21 protein-coding genes are annotated in these 21,076 nt (G+C 48.4%); 9 read left to right on the top strand and 12 right to left on the bottom strand.

What is annotated here, in order from left to right; translation table 11 throughout:
- Positions 1–112: 112 nt before the first annotated feature.
- Positions 113–418, bottom strand: a complete 306-nt coding sequence (locus H6G46_RS04085; protein WP_010873623.1) for a hypothetical protein — start codon at positions 416–418, stop codon at positions 113–115.
- Between the two features lie 749 nt (positions 419–1,167).
- Here H6G46_RS04085 and H6G46_RS04080 point away from each other — a divergent pair.
- Positions 1,168–2,133, top strand: a complete 966-nt coding sequence (locus H6G46_RS04080; RefSeq protein ID WP_010873624.1) for a septal ring lytic transglycosylase RlpA family protein — start codon at positions 1,168–1,170, stop codon at positions 2,131–2,133.
- Positions 2,134–2,691: 558 nt separating this feature from the next.
- Here the strand turns inward: H6G46_RS04080 and urtE are convergent.
- From urtE to pyrR, 9 genes are all read right to left on the bottom strand, one after another.
- Positions 2,692–3,441 (bottom strand): urea ABC transporter ATP-binding subunit UrtE, encoded by a 750-nt coding sequence (urtE, locus tag H6G46_RS04070; protein ID WP_010873625.1) that lies wholly within the window; start codon positions 3,439–3,441, stop codon positions 2,692–2,694.
- 77 nt (positions 3,442–3,518) lie between these two features.
- Positions 3,519–4,820 (bottom strand): glutamate-5-semialdehyde dehydrogenase, encoded by a 1,302-nt coding sequence (gene proA / locus H6G46_RS04065; protein ID WP_010873626.1) that lies wholly within the window; start codon positions 4,818–4,820, stop codon positions 3,519–3,521.
- A 125-nt stretch (positions 4,821–4,945) separates the two neighbouring features.
- Entirely contained in the window at positions 4,946–5,542 is a 597-nt protein-coding gene (locus tag H6G46_RS04060) for a DUF3177 family protein (protein WP_010873627.1), read from the bottom strand.
- Between the two features lie 135 nt (positions 5,543–5,677).
- Positions 5,678–5,857, bottom strand: a complete 180-nt coding sequence (locus H6G46_RS04055) for a type II toxin-antitoxin system HicA family toxin (RefSeq protein ID WP_020862098.1) — start codon at positions 5,855–5,857, stop codon at positions 5,678–5,680.
- A complete protein-coding gene (locus tag H6G46_RS04050; protein WP_010873628.1) occupies positions 5,854–6,072 on the bottom strand; it encodes a type II toxin-antitoxin system HicB family antitoxin in 219 nt (72 codons plus the stop codon). The genes H6G46_RS04055 and H6G46_RS04050 overlap by 4 nt, the downstream gene beginning before the upstream one ends.
- A gap of 102 nt (positions 6,073–6,174) precedes the next feature.
- Positions 6,175–7,740, bottom strand: a complete 1,566-nt coding sequence (locus H6G46_RS04045) for a reverse transcriptase domain-containing protein (protein WP_010873629.1) — start codon at positions 7,738–7,740, stop codon at positions 6,175–6,177.
- Positions 7,741–7,805: 65 nt separating this feature from the next.
- Positions 7,806–11,051: a carbamoyl-phosphate synthase large subunit gene (gene carB, locus H6G46_RS04040; protein WP_010873630.1), complete on the bottom strand. Its 3,246-nt coding sequence runs from the start codon at positions 11,049–11,051 to the stop codon at positions 7,806–7,808.
- A 118-nt stretch (positions 11,052–11,169) separates the two neighbouring features.
- Positions 11,170–11,598 carry a hypothetical protein gene (locus tag H6G46_RS04035; protein ID WP_010873631.1) on the bottom strand — a complete coding sequence of 143 codons (429 nt, stop codon included), beginning with the start codon at positions 11,596–11,598 and terminating at the stop codon, positions 11,170–11,172.
- Positions 11,599–11,611: 13 nt separating this feature from the next.
- Complete coding sequence (pyrR, locus tag H6G46_RS04030) at positions 11,612–12,148, bottom strand: bifunctional pyr operon transcriptional regulator/uracil phosphoribosyltransferase PyrR (protein ID WP_010873632.1); 537 nt, start codon at positions 12,146–12,148, stop codon at positions 11,612–11,614.
- 336 nt (positions 12,149–12,484) lie between these two features.
- On the opposite strand from pyrR, the gene folE reads away from it, so the two are divergent.
- Positions 12,485–13,189, top strand: a complete 705-nt coding sequence (gene folE / locus H6G46_RS04025; protein ID WP_010873633.1) for a GTP cyclohydrolase I FolE — start codon at positions 12,485–12,487, stop codon at positions 13,187–13,189.
- 208 nt (positions 13,190–13,397) lie between these two features.
- On the top strand, positions 13,398–14,648 hold the full coding sequence (locus H6G46_RS04020; RefSeq protein WP_010873634.1) for a competence/damage-inducible protein A: 1,251 nt from the start codon (positions 13,398–13,400) through the stop codon (positions 14,646–14,648).
- A 36-nt stretch (positions 14,649–14,684) separates the two neighbouring features.
- Here H6G46_RS04020 and H6G46_RS04015 read toward each other — a convergent pair whose 3' ends face one another.
- Both H6G46_RS04015 and H6G46_RS04010 read right to left on the bottom strand, forming a co-directional pair.
- A complete protein-coding gene (locus tag H6G46_RS04015; protein WP_010873635.1) occupies positions 14,685–15,137 on the bottom strand; it encodes a YraN family protein in 453 nt (150 codons plus the stop codon).
- 26 nt (positions 15,138–15,163) lie between these two features.
- A complete protein-coding gene (locus H6G46_RS04010; protein ID WP_010873636.1) occupies positions 15,164–16,669 on the bottom strand; it encodes a hypothetical protein in 1,506 nt (501 codons plus the stop codon).
- Between the two features lie 9 nt (positions 16,670–16,678).
- Between H6G46_RS04010 and H6G46_RS18615 the strand changes: the two genes are divergently transcribed.
- The 6 genes from H6G46_RS18615 (at position 16,679) to H6G46_RS03985 (ending at position 21,075) form a co-directional block, all read left to right on the top strand.
- The gene (locus H6G46_RS18615; RefSeq protein ID WP_255345203.1) at positions 16,679–16,804 is read left to right on the top strand and encodes a hypothetical protein; all 126 of its coding nucleotides are present in this window, start codon (positions 16,679–16,681) and stop codon (positions 16,802–16,804) included.
- A 61-nt stretch (positions 16,805–16,865) separates the two neighbouring features.
- Complete coding sequence (locus H6G46_RS04005; RefSeq protein WP_010873637.1) at positions 16,866–18,473, top strand: SpoIID/LytB domain-containing protein; 1,608 nt, start codon at positions 16,866–16,868, stop codon at positions 18,471–18,473.
- Positions 18,474–18,509: 36 nt separating this feature from the next.
- Positions 18,510–18,854: a rhodanese-like domain-containing protein gene (locus H6G46_RS04000; protein WP_010873638.1), complete on the top strand. Its 345-nt coding sequence runs from the start codon at positions 18,510–18,512 to the stop codon at positions 18,852–18,854.
- Between the two features lie 228 nt (positions 18,855–19,082).
- Positions 19,083–19,538 carry an RNA-binding protein gene (locus tag H6G46_RS03995; RefSeq protein WP_010873639.1) on the top strand — a complete coding sequence of 152 codons (456 nt, stop codon included), beginning with the start codon at positions 19,083–19,085 and terminating at the stop codon, positions 19,536–19,538.
- Between the two features lie 222 nt (positions 19,539–19,760).
- Positions 19,761–20,468 (top strand): ribose-5-phosphate isomerase RpiA, encoded by a 708-nt coding sequence (gene rpiA / locus H6G46_RS03990; protein WP_010873640.1) that lies wholly within the window; start codon positions 19,761–19,763, stop codon positions 20,466–20,468.
- Positions 20,469–20,523: 55 nt separating this feature from the next.
- Positions 20,524–21,075, top strand: a complete 552-nt coding sequence (locus tag H6G46_RS03985; RefSeq protein WP_010873641.1) for a TolB family protein — start codon at positions 20,524–20,526, stop codon at positions 21,073–21,075.
- The last annotated feature ends 1 nt before the right edge of the window (position 21,076 follow it).

Genomic DNA, 21,076 nt, shown 5'->3' with positions numbered 1-21,076 from the left:
AACTTTTGCCCTTGTTCAGTTATCAAAAACAGGTACAGCAAGAACCCCATCCCAACTCCTAGCAAATTTCAGGGTGGAGGGAAGCTAAACAAATTCTGCAATTAGACAAAGTTCAATTACCCTTATCCTGGCGCAGAAAGACCCGATAAACTCCGTAGAGAATGACGAGCAAAATAGCCAAAGTGACCAGGGAAGCCACAAACTTCAGCACCTGGGTCAGCACCGAAAAAGCAACAAACAAAACGGCGATCGCCACAGCGCCTTTGGCGGGGAGGGGCAAATTATCAAACCATTGTTGGAACTGCAACCAATATCTACGGGCTGCATCAGTGATGCCATCGTCTCCCGTATCGTAGGAATCTACCACCTCCACTTTGGGGGTTTTAACTTCCTGATCCTGATAATCTGATGGGGTCATAGATTGGTTTTCCTAACAAAAATCATCACCAAGTCAACCACTGGGGCTATTGGCCAAGGATCGTAGCATAACTCCCTGCCCTCTTTGGTAAGGTAACTGCTTGGGGTCTGGGGGGTAAGACTAATAATTGCGGTGACCCACAATCAAATTCTTTGGTCAACCACCAACTCTCCCGACCCTTTGCCAAGACTGGCTAAGCATACCGCCATCAGAGGGAAGTTTCCTTGATGGGACTTTTTTGCCAACAGGATTCCAGCAGGGAGATCTGATACATGGACCAAAAATGGCTCAATCGCCATGTGGATTTTGACTCTCGACTAAAAATAGGTTGATTCAAGTAACAAAACCAGAAACGGGATACTTGTCTGAGCTTCCAGAACATGGTCGGTTTCCTCCCAAAACATTGAGTTGATATGTTCACAAAAGATTTGATCTGCTGTTGATCACCCACCACTATCCAAATTGTCCCACTGCTTTTTGGAAACGGAACAAATTCTTTACACCTTGTAATGCAAGCTTTTACAGACCTTAATAAACTTTGTTTATCTCTCTAATAAGATTTTCTGGGGCCTAACCCCCAATTTACGTGGTAGTTTGTGGAAGCCCATAGCGAAAATCTTGTCCGCCTTTTTGTACTATGCGTGGATGAGTGGGACTGCCTGGGACTCACCAATCTATTTGCCTGAGTTTTCACCACCGACCTCTGATTCAATCGGGGTTTGCAGTCCTTGACCTTTACCTCTAAGTCTATGAAAGGAATTAACGTTTGTCGCTCGATCGCCGGTGTTATTGGCACAGCGAGTTTGACAACCCTGGTGTGGGGTAACTGCCCTTCTGGATTGTTGGCCTTAAATGCCATCACCCAAGCAGATGCTCCGACAGCTGTTTCAGAGAATAATTCTTCTCTAGCTCCCTTAGAATCTTCCGTTACCGCCACTTCTTCTACCCCGGCACCTGCTTTCCAAGACACCGAACTAATTTCTTTAGTTCCCCACCAAGGGCCGGAAAATCGTTTAGCTGTTACCCTGCGGGTGAACCAAATTCCCGTGGTCACCTTTTTGGGCACCGCCACTGAGTTGGCTGCTCTGAGCAATGACCAAGTCACCGACACCATGGAGCGGGCCCAGACCGTTGCCCGTCGCCTGGACGAACTGAGCGGGGCTGAGTTCTTTGACCCAAGCACCATCAAAGTGGGTCTAGATGCCACTACCCGCCAACTGGTGGTCAAATCTGAAGACGAAATTCTGCTGACTATCAACAAAAATACTGTTTTACCAGAAAAAAAACTCTCCGCCCCGGAAACTGCTCTGCAAACCGCTAACCGTCTGCGCCGTTTGTTGGGGGGAGCAGAACCCATTGTGGCTTTACCAGCAGCTCTGCAGGTGGCCCGGGTCAACACCTTTGATGCTGCCGCAACCATTAAAAGGATCAAGGGGGGTATTGCTTCCTGGTATGGTCCTGGATTCCATGGCCGACGCACAGCCAACGGTGAACGTTTTAACCAAAACGCTCTAACGGCGGCCCATCGAACTTTGCCCTTCGGTACTAGGGTGAAGGTGACCAATCTTCGCAACGGCCAGTCTGTGGTGGTGCGTATTAATGACCGGGGGCCCTTTACTGGGGGACGGGTAATTGATCTTTCCGCCGGAGCGGCCAGGGCGATCGGTATCCATAGCAGCGGCGTGGGTAATGTTGCCCTGGACATTGTGCAGTAATAGTTAAAAACCTATAATTTCGGGCTATGCCATTGTCCCTCAGCATAATGACTTTCCCAGCTTTCCCCAGGGTCTTGGGGGCACAATTATCCCTGGCATAGTCCATGCTCAATATTTAGAGCAATTAACTCCTGCCGGTTTGATTTGTCCAAGGCGATCGGCGGTTTTATTTTGATGATTGATGGGCGATCTCGTCCTCTATCCCTTGTCGTTGTTGTTGGAAGAATTTCAGAAAGTGTTTGAAAAGTTTGAGAGTTTCAAGAAAGTAATGAGAGGCGCCAGTTGCGTAGTAGTTCTATGCTGCCATTGACCCTGAATTTGGCAAATATTGCCATGGTGATATCAATGCTTACCCTCGACAAAGCCATTTTTGACGACATTTCCATAACCACATTGAGGACAGTGACAGTGTGTAGGCATCTTTCCAAAAGCTCATTACCCAATATTCTCTATCATGCCATATCATTATTTATTTGAAAATCTAAAAAAGCTTAGAATGAAGGCTCCCCACTGCAACTAGCGGGGAATTAGACCCTAGAGATTCAACGTGATGCTTCTCTATACTGCCAAAAATTTTTGGATAACCTCCTGGCTCAAAGTTTGGGTTTCCCCGGATGCCACAATGCCCCCTTTTTGCATGGCGTAGTAACGATCAGCCTGGCGGACAAAGTGCAAATGCTGTTCCACCAAAAGGACGGAAATACCTGTGGCGGCAATAATCCGTTTTACCGCTGCTTCAATTTCTAGAATGATGGATGGTTGAATGCCCTCCGTGGGTTCATCCAACAGCAATAGTTTCGGCTGGCCCATCAAAGCTCTGGCGATCGCCAATTGTTGTTGCTGACCACCACTCAAGTCCCCTCCCCAGCGAGAAAGCATGGTTTTGAGCACAGGGAAAAGCTCGAAAATTTCATCGGGAATGCCTTTTTGCCGTTGACTTTTATCGGCACAGGCTTCCAGTCCCAGCAGTAAATTTTCCTGCACTGTCAAGCGGGGAATAATTTCCCGCCCCTGGGGCACATAGCCAATACCTAAACGGGCCCGTTTATCCGTCGGCACGGAATTCAACTGGCGATCGCCATATACTACGTAACCACTGCGGGGGGAAAGCAGTCCCATAATGGTTTTAAGGAGAGTAGTTTTACCAACCCCATTGCGCCCGATCAAACATACCATCTGTCCCGGAGCAATGGACATGTCTACATTACGTAAAATATGACTTTCTCCGTAATACACATTCAGGTCGGAAATTTGTAGCATGGGGACGATCCAATTAGCCAAGAATGGGGGAAAGGATAACATAGCCATCCAGAATGTTCAAACGTCCCGTCAACCTTTGCTAATTATTCCTCCCAATGGGATGGGATTGGGGCAATTAAGAGCGCTTAAAGATCAAGGTGAGTAAAAGCTTTTGCTCCCTGGCCAGTATAGGTGGCGGCAATGTGACCATGGCCCCACAATTGGTACTTATAGGTGACCAAACCCTCCAAACCCACTGGCCCCCGGGGCGGCATTTTCTGGGTACTGATGCCCACCTCTGCGCCAAAACCATAACGGAAACCATCGGCAAAGCGGGTACTGCAATTGTGGTAAACCCCGGCGGAGTCCACCCGCTGACAAAACTGCTCTGCGGCGGTTAAATCTTCGCTAATAATGCCATCGGTGTGCTTAGAACCGTACTGGTTAATATGGTCGATCGCCGCTTCGAGGGAATCAACAATTTTGATGGAGAGGATTAGATCACTATACTCGGTGCACCAATCTGCTTCGGTGGCGGGTTCACAGTCAATTAATTTTTGAGTTCCACTATCTCCCCGCAAACTAACCCCTTTTTCCCCCAATGCCTGGGCCAAGGGTGGTAAAAATTCAGCGGCGATCGCCTGGTGGACTAAAAGAGTTTCAATGGCATTGCAGGCGGCGGGATATTGGGTTTTGGCATCCACTGTGATGGGGATAGCCTTACTAAGATCAGCTTGAGCATCCAGATAAAGATGACAAATACCATCGGCGTGGCCCAACACAGGAATTTGGGTGTTTTGTTGAATGTATTGGACAAATTCGTTGGAACCCCGGGGAATAATCAAATCCACATACTGGTTCAGACCCAATAATTCCCGAATTTCCTCCCTGGTGGTGAGTAGGTTGATCGCTTCAGGACTCACAACGGTTTTCGCCAAGGCCGTTTGAATCACTTCAGTCAAAACTTGACAGGAGCGGGTAGCCTCTCGACCCCCTTTGAGAATTACGGCGTTGCCGGATTTGATCGCCAAACTACTAATTTGGATTAGGGCCTCCGGACGCGCTTCAAAAATCACCCCCAAAACCCCTAGGGGACAACCAACCCGCTTTAACACTAAACCCTCGTCCAATTGGCGGTGGAGGGTAACTTGGCCCAAGGGATCGGGTAAATGCTCCACATCCTTCACCCCCGCAATGGTGCTTTTGAGCTTACTTTCCCCCAACAACAGACGGTTATAAAGGGGTTTGGCAATGCCCATGGCTTCCGCAGCCGCACAATCTTCCTGGTTGGCAGCCAAAATTTCTGGCATAGCGGCCGTTAAACCATCAGCTATGGCGGCGATCGCCTGATTACGTTCGGCGGTGTTTAAACTACCCAGATGGAGGGCCGCTTGACGAGCATTGTGGGCCAGGGTGTGGAGGGCAGAAAGGCTTGGGGAAATAACCATGGGTTAGACGTTGACGATGCAGATACTTTAGTTATTTTTCGGACAGGGCAACTTTGGGGGGCAAACAGCAAAGCGCAGGGGAAAGTATTTAAAAATATTTACGGCTTGAACCTGGGGGAATGGCTTTAATGATCCAGAGCCGATCGCCCTTGACGACCCAAACGAAAAATCAGGAAAGAGAGGAAATACATCACATAGGCCACTAGGCCCACAATGCCCAAAAAGCCGAGAAATCCGGTGTTGGAATTAGCGTGGAACCAAGCCTTGTAATGGAGAGGGGGCTGGAGCCAAACCTGACAGAAACTTTCTGCCCCACCAATGCCATTCAGCCCACAGGAGAGGAAAGGAATATTTACCAAGATGGCAAAGCAGGAAAAAATAGTGATGGCCCATCGCCAAGTGGTGGTGGCCAATTTCAAAGGAGAAGGGGGTAAATCTTTGATTTCATCATTGAGGTCCACCCAAAACCATAAACTAATGGGAATTAGACAACGGGCGGCAAAACCAGTGAAGAAAGCCAATGACCAGCCGGGAATCAGGAGATAAACCGTTACCACCAACAGGCTGGCCACGCGCCAATAGATAATTAGCAAGCGATTGATGGCATCCACCCGCTTAAATGCCGACCAAATGATCAGCACCAAGGGGATAAACACAGAAACGATGACCGCTAAGCGATAGTCCAACCAGATTAACCGCAACCAAATACCGTCTACTTCCATAACACCATCGAAAAATTTGACAAAACCAAGGGGCAATGCACACCAAAATGTGAACCCCCAGCTTTGCTAGGCTACCAAATTTTCAGACCAGTTTACGGGATTAACCGTCAGCGTCATTCAGTGGAAACAAAAAGACTACTTTGCGTCTAGACTTTTAAGGATTTTTTGAGCTAAAAACTCCTTGATTTCTGTATGTCGAGGCACAGCTTCAACAATTCCAGTTGTAGGATTAATCCAAAGAGAGTGGGAGCCACCTTCTTGCTTTAAACAACAACCAGCCTGCCGCAACTTTTTCTCTAAATCCTTACGCTTCATGGAATTAGAATCGTTTCTTCAATGGCCTCTTCAGGTAAACCTCGACGAATATCTTCCAGGCGATCTTCAACAATAAGTTGTATGGCACTTTTCAAGCTAGCTTTTGCTTCTGCTATAGTGTCACCTTGACCATTAGCTCCAGGAATTTCTGGACAAATAGCCCAATATCCCCCATCCTCAGCGGCTTCAATAATTGCAGTTAGTTCAGCTTTCATGATGAGTTTCTCCCAATGGTAAATAGCAGTAAATGTCAGTTTATTTACGTTAACATTGCTTGCAAAATTGCTGGATATGCTATTCGAAGATAAAAAGTATTTTTAACATGAATTATTCTTTCCCTTTACCCATTTAGCTAGAATTTTTTCAAAGGGCCTGATCGAAGTACATAGATTGTTTATAAAATACTTTTTTTCATCTTGTGGTAAACCAGAAATGGCGTATAAATAAGCATTTTTTTGCCAAGGATCCATCAATTGATAATTTTCTTTGTAATCTCGAAGCCAATCAAAAGCATGATTTTGTTTCGCAGCTAGTAGAATTTCTCTTCTTACAAATGGGTCACTCGATGCGTATTGTTCAGTTAATTTTGAGAAATGATTAATATATTTGTTTTTAGTGAAAAGGCTTAAAAGAGAAAGTTTTAGATATTCATTGCTCTTAATTTCATCAGAATTTAAGAGAGATAATAATCTTTCTCCAATCTGAATCCATTTATTTTTTTCAATAGATTGTACAGAAGTAAAATAAGCGCATATGTTGGCAAGACAAGGACTTAAGTTCTCAATTTCTTGTAGTGAAATTGAAATATCTACGGCACCAGGATGACCTATTTGCGTTAATCTCCGATAAAACCATCGAAGACGAATATAATCTACTTGGTCTTTGTCAAGATAATCTTTAATGATCTTCGTAATTATTTCATCAGAAATTGACAACCAATCCTCATCACTAATTTTATTGAAAGAAATTGCAATATAAGGATTACCATCAGAATATTTTCTTATGATTCTTAGTATCTTATCTTCATCCGAGGAAATTGGTCTATCTTCAATCATAGATGGACACAGCTTTTTAAATTCTTCAGAATTATATGTTTGGGTTTTATGCCTTTGAAGTGTTAATCTTTGTTGCTTATCTAATGTTGATGCAATAGAATATGCTAACTGTTTAGCATGATTTCTGGATTTACAGAAAACTATGATATCATCAGCAAAACGAATGAAATTAATTCCCTTAGAAACCAAACAATTATCAATAGGGATCATGGTACTTTCTGCGATTAAATGTAAAGCATGAGGCCCAACAGGTATTCCACGAGATACTTTTGCCGTTGTTGATTCTATTAAACTAATTATCCATTTTTTTGCTTGATTTGGAAAACCTGATGCAAATAATTGATTTTCTACAGTGTGATGATAAATTTGATTGTAAAAGTCAGCAATATCACAGTATAAAACTGTATCAAAGCCATTACTCAGCGCGTATGCACTCTGCCAGAATTGGTTCCAAGAGATTTGATTATCATAAAAACCTGTTTGAAAATCTGGCTTAAATCTATAACTAAATACTTTTTCTTTTGTTAATCTACGATTTTCAATCTCCTGACCATATTGATAGATTAATGCAGAAAGAATAATTGAATCTTGTGGATCTAATTGTGTAGCTTGGCGGTATGCCAATTCATCTTTAGGGACAATAAAACGACGGCAAGAACCAGGTTTAAAACTATCTAAATCTAAGTTTTTATTCTCAACCTGTTCTACAAATTCATCTGCCATATTATAAATGGCATCTATTTCCAAGACTTTCGGAAAAAAGTCACCATCGGAATGATGATATAAAAAGTTAACTGCCCAATGAAGTGACTCGCTTGTTAAAGTCATTTTTTTGTTCTGTTGTATGGGACAAGCTAGGCTTAATGGGTCTAGAGCGTCCCAATCATGACAAACTAGCCTAGATAATCCTGCAATGCTTTAACGTCTAAAGGGTGATCCTGCAGACTGCGGAGGGCGGCAACGGTGGCTTTTCCTCCGGCGATCGTGGTGATGATGGGCAATTTATAATCCAACGCAGCCCGGCGAATGGTGCGGCCATCCAACTGGGACTCCTCGCCGCTGGGGGTGTTGATAATAAATTGGATTTGGCCGTTTTTGATCCAGTCAATGACGTGGGGTCGCCCTTCGTGGAGTTTTAACACCACTTCCACCCCTTCAATGCCATGTTCCCGCAGAACTTTTTGGGTACCAGAGGTAGCGACAACCTTAAAGCCCAGGTCAATTAATTCCCGCACTACGGGCACCGCCGCCTCTTTGGTGCGATCGCTCATGGACACAAATACCGTTCCGGTGGTGGCTAAAATTACCCCCGCTCCCAACTCTGCCTTCGCAAAGGCTTTACCAAAGTCGCTGTCAATGCCCATGACTTCCCCAGTGGAACGCATTTCTGGCCCCAGCAAAGTATCCGCCCCGGGGAATTTACTGAAGGGAAGAACGGCTTCTTTAACGGCCACGTGTTGGGGAATAAATTCCTCCGTTACCCCTAATTCTTCTAGGGTTTTGCCGGACATGACCAGGGAAGCAATTTTGGCCAAAGGACGGCCGGTGGCTTTACTGACATAGGGAACGGTGCGGGAAGCCCGGGGGTTAGCTTCGAGGATATAAACCTGGTCCCCCTGCACTGCGTACTGAATATTCATTAGACCCACCACGTTTAAGGCCCGGGCCAATTGTTCTGTCCATTGGCGGATGGTGGTCAGAACGTTATCGGAAAGGCTGGTGTAGGGAATGGAACAGGCGGAGTCCCCGGAATGGATGCCCGCTTCTTCGATGTGTTCCATGATGCTACCGATGACCACTTTGCCGGTGCTATCGGTGAGGGAGTCCACGTCCACTTCAATGGCATTTTCCAGAAACTTGTCAATTAAAATGGGGTGGTCCGGCTCAATTTGCACCGCATAGGTCATGTACCGTTCTAATTCTTCATCGGAATAGACGATTTCCATGGCTCTTCCCCCTAGCACGTAGGAAGGGCGCACCACAACGGGATAACTAATGCGGTTGGCCACCACTCTGGACTCTTCATAATCCCTGGCAATGCCGTTGGGAGGTTGGCTAATTTCCAGCTCGTGGAGAATCTTCTCAAATCGTTCCCGGTCTTCAGCGGTGTCGATGGAGTCAGGGGAAGTGCCCCAAATTTTAGTCTGCACGGGGCAATCGGGACTGTTTAAATACTTTTGCAGGGGAACTGCCAGTTTCAAAGGCGTTTGACCACCAAATTGGATAATGATGCCCACTGGGTTTTCCGCTTCAATAATATTTAAAACGTCTTCTTTCGTTAACGGCTCAAAATAGAGGCGATCGCTCGTGTCGTAGTCGGTGGAAACGGTTTCCGGGTTGGAGTTGACCATGATGGTTTCATAGCCCGCATCACTGAGGGAAAAGGCGGCATGGCAACAGCAGTAATCAAATTCAATGCCTTGGCCAATGCGGTTGGGCCCCCCCCCCAGGATCATCACTTTGGGTTTGTCCGATGGCAATACTTCGCACTCTTCCGGTTCGTAGGTGGAGTAGTAGTAGGGGGTGAAGGCTTCAAATTCCGCCGCACAGGTGTCCACCACTTTATACACGGGGGTAATGCCCAAGGATTTGCGGTAGGCCCGCACTTCGTCTTCCGTGGTTTTGGTGGCAAAGGCTATCTGGCGATCGCCAAAGCCCTGTTGTTTGATGTAGCGCAGATCTGCGGCCGTGAGGTCTTTTAAACTCCGTTGTTTCATATATTTTTCTGTTTTGACCAAATCCTCTAGTTTGTCTAAAAACCAAGGATCGATCGCCGTCAACTCATGAATTTCTTCCACTGTCATGCCCAAATTAAACGCATGGTGCAAAGAAAAGACCCGCTCTGGGTTGGGAGTCCGCAACTGGGAACGCAAATGGGACAGCGTCGGCAAAGTCTCATGGCGATCGCAACCGAAGCCGAACCGTCCTGTTTCCAAGGAACGTAACGCCTTTTGGAAAGATTCTTGGAAAGTACGACCAATGGCCATGGCTTCCCCGACGGATTTCATTTGGGTGTTTAAAATTGGCTCGGCCCCAGGGAATTTTTCAAAGGCAAAGCGGGGAATTTTGGTCACCACGTAATCAATGGTGGGTTCAAAGGAAGCGGGAGTCTTCTTAGTGATGTCGTTGGAAATTTCGTTGAGGGTATAGCCCACTGCTAACTTGGCCGCAAATTTGGCAATGGGGAAACCCGTGGCCTTAGAAGCCAGGGCCGAAGAACGGGAGACTCGGGGATTCATCTCGATCACAATCACATCGCCATTGGCCGGGTTAACGGAAAACTGAATGTTTGACCCCCCTGTTTCCACGCCAATTTCCCGAATAATGGCAATTGAATAGTCCCGTAGCCGTTGATATTCCTTATCGGTCAAAGTCTGGGCGGGAGCAACGGTAATGGAATCCCCAGTGTGAACCCCCATGGGGTCAAAGTTTTCAATGGAGCAGATAATGACCACGTTATCGGCCAAATCCCGCATCACTTCCAGCTCGTATTCCTTCCAGCCCAACAGGGATTTTTCCACCAGAATTTGGGACATGGGGGACTGATCCAAGCCGTATTGCACCATCTCCTCATATTCTTCTTGGTTGTAGGCAATGCCGCCCCCCGTACCTGCCAACGTAAAAGCAGGGCGAATAATTAACGGATAGGAACCAATTTCATGGGCCACCTGCCGAGCTTCTTCGATGCTACTGGCGATGCCCGATGGACAAACGGGAACCCCAATGCGGGCCATGGCTTCCTTGAATAATTCCCGGTCTTCCCCCATTTCGATCGCCGGCAGTTTCGCCCCAATTAATTCCACCCCATATTTTTCCAGCACCCCGGACTTAGACAGAGATACCGCCAGGTTCAATGCCGTTTGCCCCCCCATGGTGGGTAAAACTGCGTCCGGCCGTTCTTTTTCAATAATTTTTTCCACAATTTCCGGAATGAGCGGCTCAATGTAGGTGCGATCCGCCAACTCCGGGTCAGTCATGATCGATGCTGGGTTGGAGTTTACCAACACCACTTCATAACCTTCTTCCTTCAACGCCTTACACGCCTGGGTGCCCGAATAATCAAATTCGCAAGCTTGACCAATAACAATGGGGCCAGCCCCCAAAATCATAATTTTGTTTAAGTCGTTGCGGCGTGGCATAGGTAAAACTGTCCGAGACGTGATGGGGATTTCGATCCCAATCATTGTATAGGCTTTATCGGCGATCGCCACCCGTTCCCATATCCAGGTTTATTGACCAAAAATCCGGGTCCGAATCCTATTTAATCGCCCCCACCGCCCAGCCTAGGGCACAGGCGATCGCCACCACGCAAGAAGTCTTAAAAGCATTGATGGTAGTGGGTTGTACCTGGGCATCTTCCCTTTCTTCCTCAGTTTTGGCCCGACTAAATCGACGTTTTTGCACGGAGAAATAAACAATTTGGGAAACAATGGACAGGGTTAGGGGCAAAAAGACCCAGCGACTAGCTAAGACCAAAGTTATCCCGGTGGCTAAAGTGAAAATGCTACCCAAAAATAAAAAATAGCTCAGTAATTTATCCTGTTTTTTTAAGGCGATCGCCTCTATGGCCCGGTCTAAAAAGAGGGATTCCCGCGCCGCCTGTAGGGTCAGAAAGCCGCCAAAAATCCAAAACGCACCAAAAAGCCGCAGACAGGATTGAAAACCAATGACAAAAAAATTCTGCATTTTGAGTTGAAAATTAACCTTTAATTAACTCCACCGTGTCCCGACCATCGGGATCCTGTAAATATACTTTCACCTGTTCCTCCGCCGCTGTAGGCAGGATTTTGCCAACAAAATCAGGATGGATGGGTAACTCTCGATGACCCCGGTCTACCAAAGTTAATAAACGAATTACCTGGGGACGACCATATTCTGTCACCGCATTGAGTGCCGCCCGGATAGTGCGGCCTTTATAAATTACGTCATCCACCAATACAACCCTTTTGCCAGTCAAACTGAGGGGAATTTTGGTTTTAGCCGGGGTGCGGGTTTTGATCCGTTTTAAATCGTCCCGGTAGAGAGTCACATCGATCGCCCCAACGGGGACTTTAACTTGTTCCAACATTTCAATTTGCTGGGCAAGCTGATGGGCGAGGGGTACTCCCCTGGTGTAGATCCCCAGTAAGACCAACTCCGACAGGTCACTATTTTTCTCAATTACCTGGGAAGCCAGACGGGTAAGGGTACGTCGGATTTCCTCCGGGGAAAGAATTTCAATGATCTGGGCCGCCATGGCTCACCACCTGCACCGATGCCAAAAAGTTGTTTTGTCACTGACACTGTAACAGGGGAAAGTCTCCTCTGTTCACCCTGCCGGACAGTGGGGGCGTGGTATGATCTAGAACGTCGATTGTTACATTTCTTAATGAATTCCTAATCTTTATGGCTCCAGCCCCGGAGTTTACCTCCAGGGGTAGTCTGGCTCGACTGTGATTATTGCCCATAATCCAGACCCGTCGGCGGTGCAGAGGTCTTTTACGGATACAATTTTAGAGACTGCATCATTCGATACAATCAAGGCGATTGGAGCATTAGGGCTAAAAAACATACCCATAACCTCCAGTTTATTGTGACCATTGCTTCTTCCCATTCCATCAATAACGGCATGAACACCGGTAAATTAGTGAATCAGCTTTCCTCCCTACCTGACCGTAATACCCACAATGGGCAAGAGGTGAAATATCATCCCGAAAATGTTGAGTTGAATAAAGAAAAAATGATGGACGCGGTGCGCGTCATGTTGGAGTCAGTAGGGGAAGATCCGGAAAGGGAAGGCTTGCTAAAAACCCCCAAACGGGTAGCAGAAGCAATGCAATTTTTGACCCAGGGTTATGACCAATCCTTGGAAAAATTAGTCAATGGCGCCATTTTTGACGAAGGTCATAACGAAATGGTATTGGTGCGGGACATTGATTTTTTCAGTTTGTGTGAACATCACATGTTGCCCTTTATGGGTAAGGCCCATTTGGCTTATATTCCCAACCAAAAAGTAGTGGGACTGAGCAAACTGGCCCGCATCGTGGAAATGTTTTCCCGCCGTCTCCAGGTACAGGAGCGTCTCACCAGGCAGATCGCCGAAGCAGTACAGGAAATCCTCGATCCCCAAGGTGTGGCAGTGGTGATGGAAGCCACCCACATGTGCATGGTAATGCGTGGTGTACAAAAACCAGGTTCCTGGACAGTGACCAGTGCCATGATTGGTTCTTTCCAAAATGAACAAAAAACCAGAGAAGAGTTTTTGAACCTGATTCGCCATCAACCTAATTTCTATTAATTGTTTCCTGGGGAGAATTATCTAAAACCCATCGAATTAGTTAGGGTTTTGGGAGAAATATTTAGTAATCAATCTCAGACATTGAAAATCTACTTGGATTGGTTTAGCAATGCTGAGATGGATAGGGCTAGGTATAACTTCTCCCCCAGAAGTAGTTTTGATCATTCTAATGACCCAGTGATGTTTCCTTGTTAGCGGGCTTAATTCCATGGCGGCTGAGATTATCTGTGTTGGCACCGAGTTATTGCTGGGGGAAATCCTTAACAGTAATAGTCAATATTTAGCCCAGGAGTTGGCCCGCCTTGGCATTCCCCATTATTTTCAAACGGTGGTGGGGGATAATCCGGAGCGCATCAAACGGGCGATCGCCATTGCCCGGGAACGGGCCCAAATTCTCATTTTTACTGGGGGATTAGGGCCTACCCCGGACGATTTGACCACGGAAACCATAGCGGATTTTTTCCGGACTCCTTTACAGGAAAACATCGCTGTTATTGCCGATATTGAAGCAAAATTTGCCCAAACGGGGCGCCCCATGGCCGCCAATAATCGTAAGCAAGCTCTGCTTCCCCTGGGGGCAGAATTATTGGCCAATGCAACGGGAACGGCCCCAGGCATGATTTGGCATCCCCAACCGGACCTATTGATTTTGACTTTCCCTGGGGTGCCATCAGAAATGCGTCAAATGTGGCAAGGGGTGGCGGTGCCCTATCTACAAAGCCAGGGCTGGGGAAAAACCACCATCTACAGCCGAGTGTTGCGCTTTCAGGGCATTGGCGAATCGGCCCTGGCAGAAAAAGTAACGGATTTTTTCACTTTGACCAATCCCACCGTGGCCCCCTATGCCGGTAAAGGGGAAGTGCGTTTGAGAATTTCCTGTCCCGCTTCTTCGGAAGCCCTGGCCAAAGAAATTATTGATCCAATAGCAGAGGAAATTAAGGCGATCGCCGGTTTGGACTATTTTGGCCAGGATGAAGATACCATTGCGTCGGTGGTGGGGGCCCTGTTGCGAGAACGGGGAGAAACCGTAGCGGTGGCGGAATCCTGCACAGGCGGCGGTTTAGGAGCTTTGTTGACCGATCAACCAGGCAGTTCTGACTACTTCTGGGGCGGAGTCATTGCCTACTATAATCAGGTGAAAATTAAACTTCTCGGGGTGGATCCGGAAATCATTGAATACTGTGGGGCGGTTAGTGAAGCCACAGCGGAGGCGATGGCCCTGGGAGTGAAAGAAAGACTGGGTACAGATTGGGGCATTGCCATTACCGGCATTGCTGGCCCCGGTGGTGGGACGGAGGAAAAACCTATTGGTACAGTGTACGTTGGCCTGGCGGATCCCCATGGTCAAGCTAGCCATATCTTGTTGCAATTTGGCGATCGCCGGGGACGGGAATGGATTAGATATTTGAGTGCTTGCCAAGCATTGGATCATCTGCGGCGGCGTTTACAGAGTAGCTGAGTTAGCTGAATCCCACTAATTTTTCCCCATTTTTCTCTAGCCTCCAAAAGCATCGGTTAAATATTGCTCCAACCGCAGGCGGTAACCTTGCCAGACAATGGTTTGGCCCATCTGGAAATTGGTCGGTAAATTAGCAAACTTCCCCTCGGCATTCTCCCCTGTAGGAACGGAACCCTGGGAAAAAACGATCATCACATCGAAACGACAGTTCCAATCACTCCACTGGGGCTGACTAGCAAGGAAATGGTTGGCTGTTTGCCAGATTTTTTCCTGCTTACGGGCGTTGACCGCCAACAATCCCCCCTGGTCCCAATTGCCGCCGCTACGGGTTTTTACCTCCACAAAGGCGATAATTTTGGTGTCCGGAAAATGGGTAATTAAGTCAATTTCTCCCCACGGCGATCGCCAGCGTTGTTGCAGGATTTTTCCGCCCTGCTGTTCAAGCCAGGCCGCCACCAAACTTTCCCCGGCCTGTCCTAAATCCGTCATGGTTGCTTGTTCGTTTACACCATTAACTACTTTTTGGATTGGATGGGCCCCGGCAAACCATTGTTATTGTTCAGGCCAGGAGCTTGGCTTTGGGTTTCTTCTGCTTCTGTTTCCCCATTATTGCCATTGGGTTGGGGCGGCACAATGGAAGGAGCCTGATTTTGTTGTAGCAACATTTCTCCCTTCGTTTTCGGCAAAGAAGGTTGAGATGAAGTCGGGGTTGGGGTGGCTGTTGGGGCTGGCGCCGGTGCAGAACGGGTAGGGGACGGAGCCACGTTCATAGGAGGATCACTGGGAGTGGTAGTGGGCTGTCGTCGGGGCGCTGGGGCATCGGGCATGGGGGAAGACCGCACCGCCGGTGGAGGCGTGGGCTGAGGCTGCAGGGGAGCAGGGGAAGGAGCTATGCCTGGGGCGGGGCTAATCGTGGGGGCCGGGGTAACTTGGGAAGGCGTAGGGACAGTCGGCACTGCTGGATTGGTGGTTTCTCCACCGGGGGGAATGAATTGATCCACACCACCACAAATCTCGGCATCATATTTAAAGGAAACTGTCACCTGGGTGGGTTCACCATAGGTTCTGTTGGCGATCGCCTGTTCAGCTAGCTGATTGAAGATGGGATAGCGGGAGCGGCCCACCAGATCTTTCTGACCGCTGGGAAAAACGTTATAGACCACCGTAGCTTCCGTACGATTACGACAGGCAATGGGGGGATAGGCGCCGCTAATGGTGTCCTTCGCTTTTAAAGCCTGGCCTTGCTGGGCAATGGAAACCAGCGTATTTTCCCGCAGCTTTTCTGGAGAAGTGTCTTCTCCCTCCGCCCTCAAACCCGGTTCCTGGGGAGTAGTAATGCCCTGGGGAGCCCTAGTAATAAAGCCTGTGCCCTGGGAAGGAGGTAAGGGTCCAAAATCAGGCCGGTTGGGGCCGGGGCCCAGGGGATTCATGCCCTGGTCTGGGGTGGGAGCAAATAGGCCTGGGGGACGGGGAATCTGTCTGGTGGAAGGGAACCGGGGTAGGGAAGGAATGGGGGGACCAGTGATGGGTAAACGGCTCAAATTGCCATAGCTAGTCAGGGGGGGCAAATTGGGGTAGGCCGGTAAATTGGGCATGGCCGGTGGCGGTGGCATAATGCCCGGCCCCGAAGGCAAGGAATAGTTGTAGTCGCCGCTAGGAGGAATGGGCAAATTTGGGTCAGCGGGAATGGCACCTGGGTCACTACCACTGGGGGCAGTGGGAAAAAGGCCACTGCTAGAAAAAATGTCCGTTTCTGGTAAACGACTTTGTTCTGCTGGAGTTAATTCGATCACTCCCACGGGATTGCGGTCTGTCAGGTTATCCCCAGCGGATTCTTGCCATTGCCAATGGGGTAAAGCCAAGCCCAAAATAAAGCCATGGATGCCGAGGGAACTCAAAATAGCCACATTGACCGGAGTGAAAACCTGGCCCAATGAGGGAGCATTGCTTAACCTGAGGGGTAAATCCATTGCCATAGGTTGATCGCCATCCAGAAAAACTTTGACGGTCCCAGTCTCCATCAGGGCAAAGTGAGGAAAAATGCCGGTGCTGGAGGCCGTTTACACAGTTCCCTCAAAATAACACAAACCCTTTGGCGATCGGTGTTAGCCCTGGGCCACTGTCCCCATCCCCTCCAGATGGCAGAGCAAAAATGATAGGTTAGGATGCTAGATTGCCTTTGATTCCCTCGCCAATATAGATCGCCGTTGATTATTTATGTTTATTTCCCCCCCCCGTAACTTACTGAAGGTTGCTGTCCAACGTGTGGGTGGCTTAGTCATTGCCCTGGGCTTAGTGGCTGGGGGAGCTTTACCCAGTTTTGCCAAGGATGTGCTGCTCCAGGTGGGGGTCGTGCAGCGCTTTGGGGATGAAGACCGAGACCAACTGACCATTAGCGGGGTGGGCAACGATGACTTAACCTTTACCGCAGTTAACAACCAGGGAGAAAAGGTCACTCTCCAGGGCAAACAGGGCACCATTGCCATTAGCCGTCGGGCCGTGCCAAGGAAATTGGCGGAAGTATTAGTGCTCGGAGACCATGCCACCTTTGAAACAGCAGAAGACGATGCTCTCCGTTGGCAAGCTCAAGGCATTGCGGTGGAAGTTACCCAGCCAGGACGTTGGCAAGTATGGGCTAAACGGGATGTATACGATAGTCCCCTGGTGCGCCGTTGGTTACTGGCGGATCTAAAAAAGCAGGGTCATCAATTGCCCTACCTGGAAAGTGTACTGTTGGATAGTAAGCCCCAGGCGATGGTGGTCATCAATGGTCAAAGCTATCCCGCCGACCGAGTGACTGTCACTGCGGCCAAAAATCAAATTCAAGTTACGGAAGGGGAGAAAAAATTTGTCTATGGCGGTTGGTTACAACTCCAGCCCAACTCCTACGGCAATTACACTCTGGTGAACCATGTGCCCCTGGAAACCTATCTCCGGGGGGTGGTGCCCCATGAAATTGGCCCAGGTGCTCCCCCCACGGCCGCCAAGGCCCAAACCATCATTGCCCGCACCTATGCCCTGCAGAACCGGCGTCGTTTTGCCGCCGATGGCTACGAGTTATGTGCCACCACCCACTGTCAGGTTTACTACGGTTTAAGTGGGACTACCCCCAGGGCCGATGAGGCGATCAAGGAAACGGCGGGGCAGGTTTTAACCTACAACAATCAATTGGTGGATGCCCTCTACTCCTCCACGGCGGGGGGGGTGACGGCTAAATTTAGCGATGTGTGGAATGGGGAAGAGCGGCCCTATCTCCAGGCAGTTATCGACTCGGCCCAGCCCATTTGGAACTTATCTACCCAAAGTTTGGCCGATGAAGCTACTTTCCGTAAATTTATTAACCTCCAGGAGGGTTTTAACGAGACGGGGCGGAAGTTCTTGCGCTGGCGCTACCCGGCCACGTTGGCAGAGTTGAATCAGGATTTGAAAAAGTATCTGACTAACCGGCGTCATCCCCTGGCGGACTTCACCACTATTTACGATATGAAAGTTACCCGTCGATCGCCGTCGGGCAGAATTTTGCTCCTGGAAGTGCTAACGGATAAAGGCGTAGTGGAATTAGCCAAGAACGAAGCCCGCAGTGCCTTTGGCCCTCCGCGCAGTACCTTGTTTTACCTGGAACCCACCTACGATGCTAACCAGCGACTTCAAAGCGTTTTCTTTGTGGGGGGGGGCTTTGGCCATGGGGTCGGCATGAGTCAATTCGGTTCTTATAAACTGTCCCAGTTGGGTTGGTCGGCGGAACAAATTTTGGCTTTTTATTATCCTGGCACTCAAATCAGACAGCTCAATGAGCAAATTCTGGGGCAAACCCCCCGCCCTTGATATTCATTTTTCTCCCTAATTACCACCTCACTGCGTATGACTTCCATGCCCATCGAAATTTCTGTTCAGGATCTGGCTCTGATGTTGGCTCACCCCAACGGCGATCGCCAGTTGATTGATGTGCGGGAACCCCATGAGGTGGAAATTGCGGCCCTGCCAGGCTTTGAAACCCTATCCTTGAGCGAGTTTGCCCAGTGGTCTGGCACCATTCGGGAGCGCTACGATGGGGAGAAAGAAACCGTAGTGTTGTGTCACCACGGCATCCGTTCAGACCAGATGGCCCACTGGTTAGTGGATCAAGGTTTTAGTAAAGTTAAAAACGTAGTGGGGGGAATTGATGCTTATTCCCGTTTGATTGATGCCACCATTCCCTGTTATTAACTCCCATTGGATAACTGCAGGGGGCCGAACTGTTTGGTTTTGAGGACAATAGCCGATATTATTAAGAAAAGTAACCGGGGCGGACGGGACTGTCCCCATGGCCTGGTGTCTATTATCGTCATAAACTTGGTTAACTGTTAGCCCAATAGTCAACTTTTTTAATATCCAACAGGGCCCTTTGCCCGAGCAATTTCTCCTACAGAAAATATCCCCGGAGGTATTTAGATCATGTCCATTCGTCTCTACGTCGGTAACCTACCCAAAGAATCCATTGAGCGGGAAGCACTGCAGGAAGTATTTGCAGAAGCCAATGCTGTTGTTTCCACCAAAGTTATCAAAGACCGTAAAACGGGTAAATGCCGGGGATTTGCTTTTGTAACGGTTTCCACTGACGAAGCGGCGGATGAATTCATCGAGAAATATAATGGTCAATCCTTCATGGATAGCCCTTTAAAAATCGAGAAGGCTAACCCCCGCTCCAAGGATGACGAAGAAGGGGGCAGTGAAACTCCGGTGGCCAGTGGGGAAAAAACTAAGCAACCCCGCACCGATAAAAAACGGACTAATAAAAAAGCCGCGGCCACTAGCACTAACACCAGCACTGCTTCTGAAGGTTTCCAGCCCGACCCCCGTTGGGCAGACCAGTTGGCCCAACTAAAAGAAAAACTGACAGCGGCCCAGTAGGTCCACAGGTTTTCCTGAACCGGAACTGTTCTGATAATGTTCGCACTGTAGAGATTTCGGCGATCGCCGGATTGCTTTGTCCTGTTTAGAGTTTAATAAAAAACGCCATAGAGCCTAGAGAAAGGTTGGGTAATTTGGAGTGATAGGATTTTGCCCAATGTCACTCTGATTGGTCCATTAATTAAAAAATTTAAAACAAAAAATAACGGAGGTTAAATTTTTATGGCTGAGCTAGATGCGGCCAACTTAATGAAACAGGCAGTGGGTAAAGCCGCCGCTGACCGAGTTAAATCCAACACCATTGTTGGTTTGGGTACCGGTTCCACCACCGCCTACGCCCTGGAATTCATTGGCGATCGCCTGAAAAAAGGAGAATTGGAAAATGTAGTGGGCATTCCCACTTCCTTTCAGGCGGAAGTATTGGCCCGTAAATATGGCATTCCCCTAACCACGTTGGATGTGGCGGATCGCATTGACATTGCCATCGATGGAGCGGACGAAGTTGACCCCCAGAAAAATTTGATCAAAGGGGGAGGGGCCGCCCACACCAGGGAAAAAATTGTTGACGCCTTGGCGGAAACTTTTCTGGTGGTGGTAGACAGTGGCAAATTGGTGGATAAATTGGGTTCCACTTTTTTACTGCCGGTGGAAGTGATTCCCATGGCCCTAACTCCTGTAATGCGAGCTTTAGCTAAATTAGGTGGTAAACCAGAACTACGCATGGGGGTGAAAAAAGCTGGCCCCGTTGTCACTGACCAAGGTAACCTCGTCATTGACGTTAAATTTGATGCCATTACCAACCCAGCGGAGTTGGAAAAAACCATTAACAATCTCCCCGGTGTGTTAGAAAACGGCCTATTTGTGGGGGTAGCGGACGTAATTTTGGTAGGGGAAATTATTGACGGCCAACCCACGGTGCGGGAATTCTAGTTCTCTCTCAACTCCATCGTCTTAACTAGAGTCAAGGTGGGAAAATAGAAGGGATATGGATACCCTTTCCCCCAGACTTTACCTCCAAACATTCACTAACTTGCTCAAGCGGTTTTTAACTTGGGCAGGTTTGTTGCTTTTATTGGGGGGTTGTGGCTATCCCCGTTACTTGAGTCTTTCCTTTGACCGCAGTGGCCGGGGCGTTAACAGTGCCTCCGAGGAAATTTTTCCCCAGGTCACCTATCCCTTTTTGGTCTTTACCTCCGACCGCAACGGGACCCAGGGAATTTATCTATACAATCTCCAAAATAACCGCCTGGAAACCCTGCCCCGCCTCAATGCCCTGGACCAGGTGGCCAGTCATCCCACCATTACTGAGGACGGACGCTATATTGTCTTTGCCCTCAGTCGCCAAGGGAAGACTGACATTGTCCTTTACGATCGCCAAACGGAACAAAAGCGTAATTTAACCGCTGATTTAGCCGCCGACACTAGAAATCCCGTCATCAATGCCAACGGCGATCGCATTGCGTTTGAAGTGGCCCAGGACGGCCAGTGGGACATTATGGTAATGGATGCCCAGGGCAAAATTATTACTACCCCTTAAC

The organism is Synechocystis sp. FACHB-908 (genome assembly GCF_014698595.1).
Taxonomy (GTDB): Bacteria; Cyanobacteriota; Cyanobacteriia; order Cyanobacteriales; family Microcystaceae; genus Synechocystis.
Note: the sequence above shows the minus strand (reverse complement) of the source record. Positions and strands in the feature narration are given on the sequence as shown.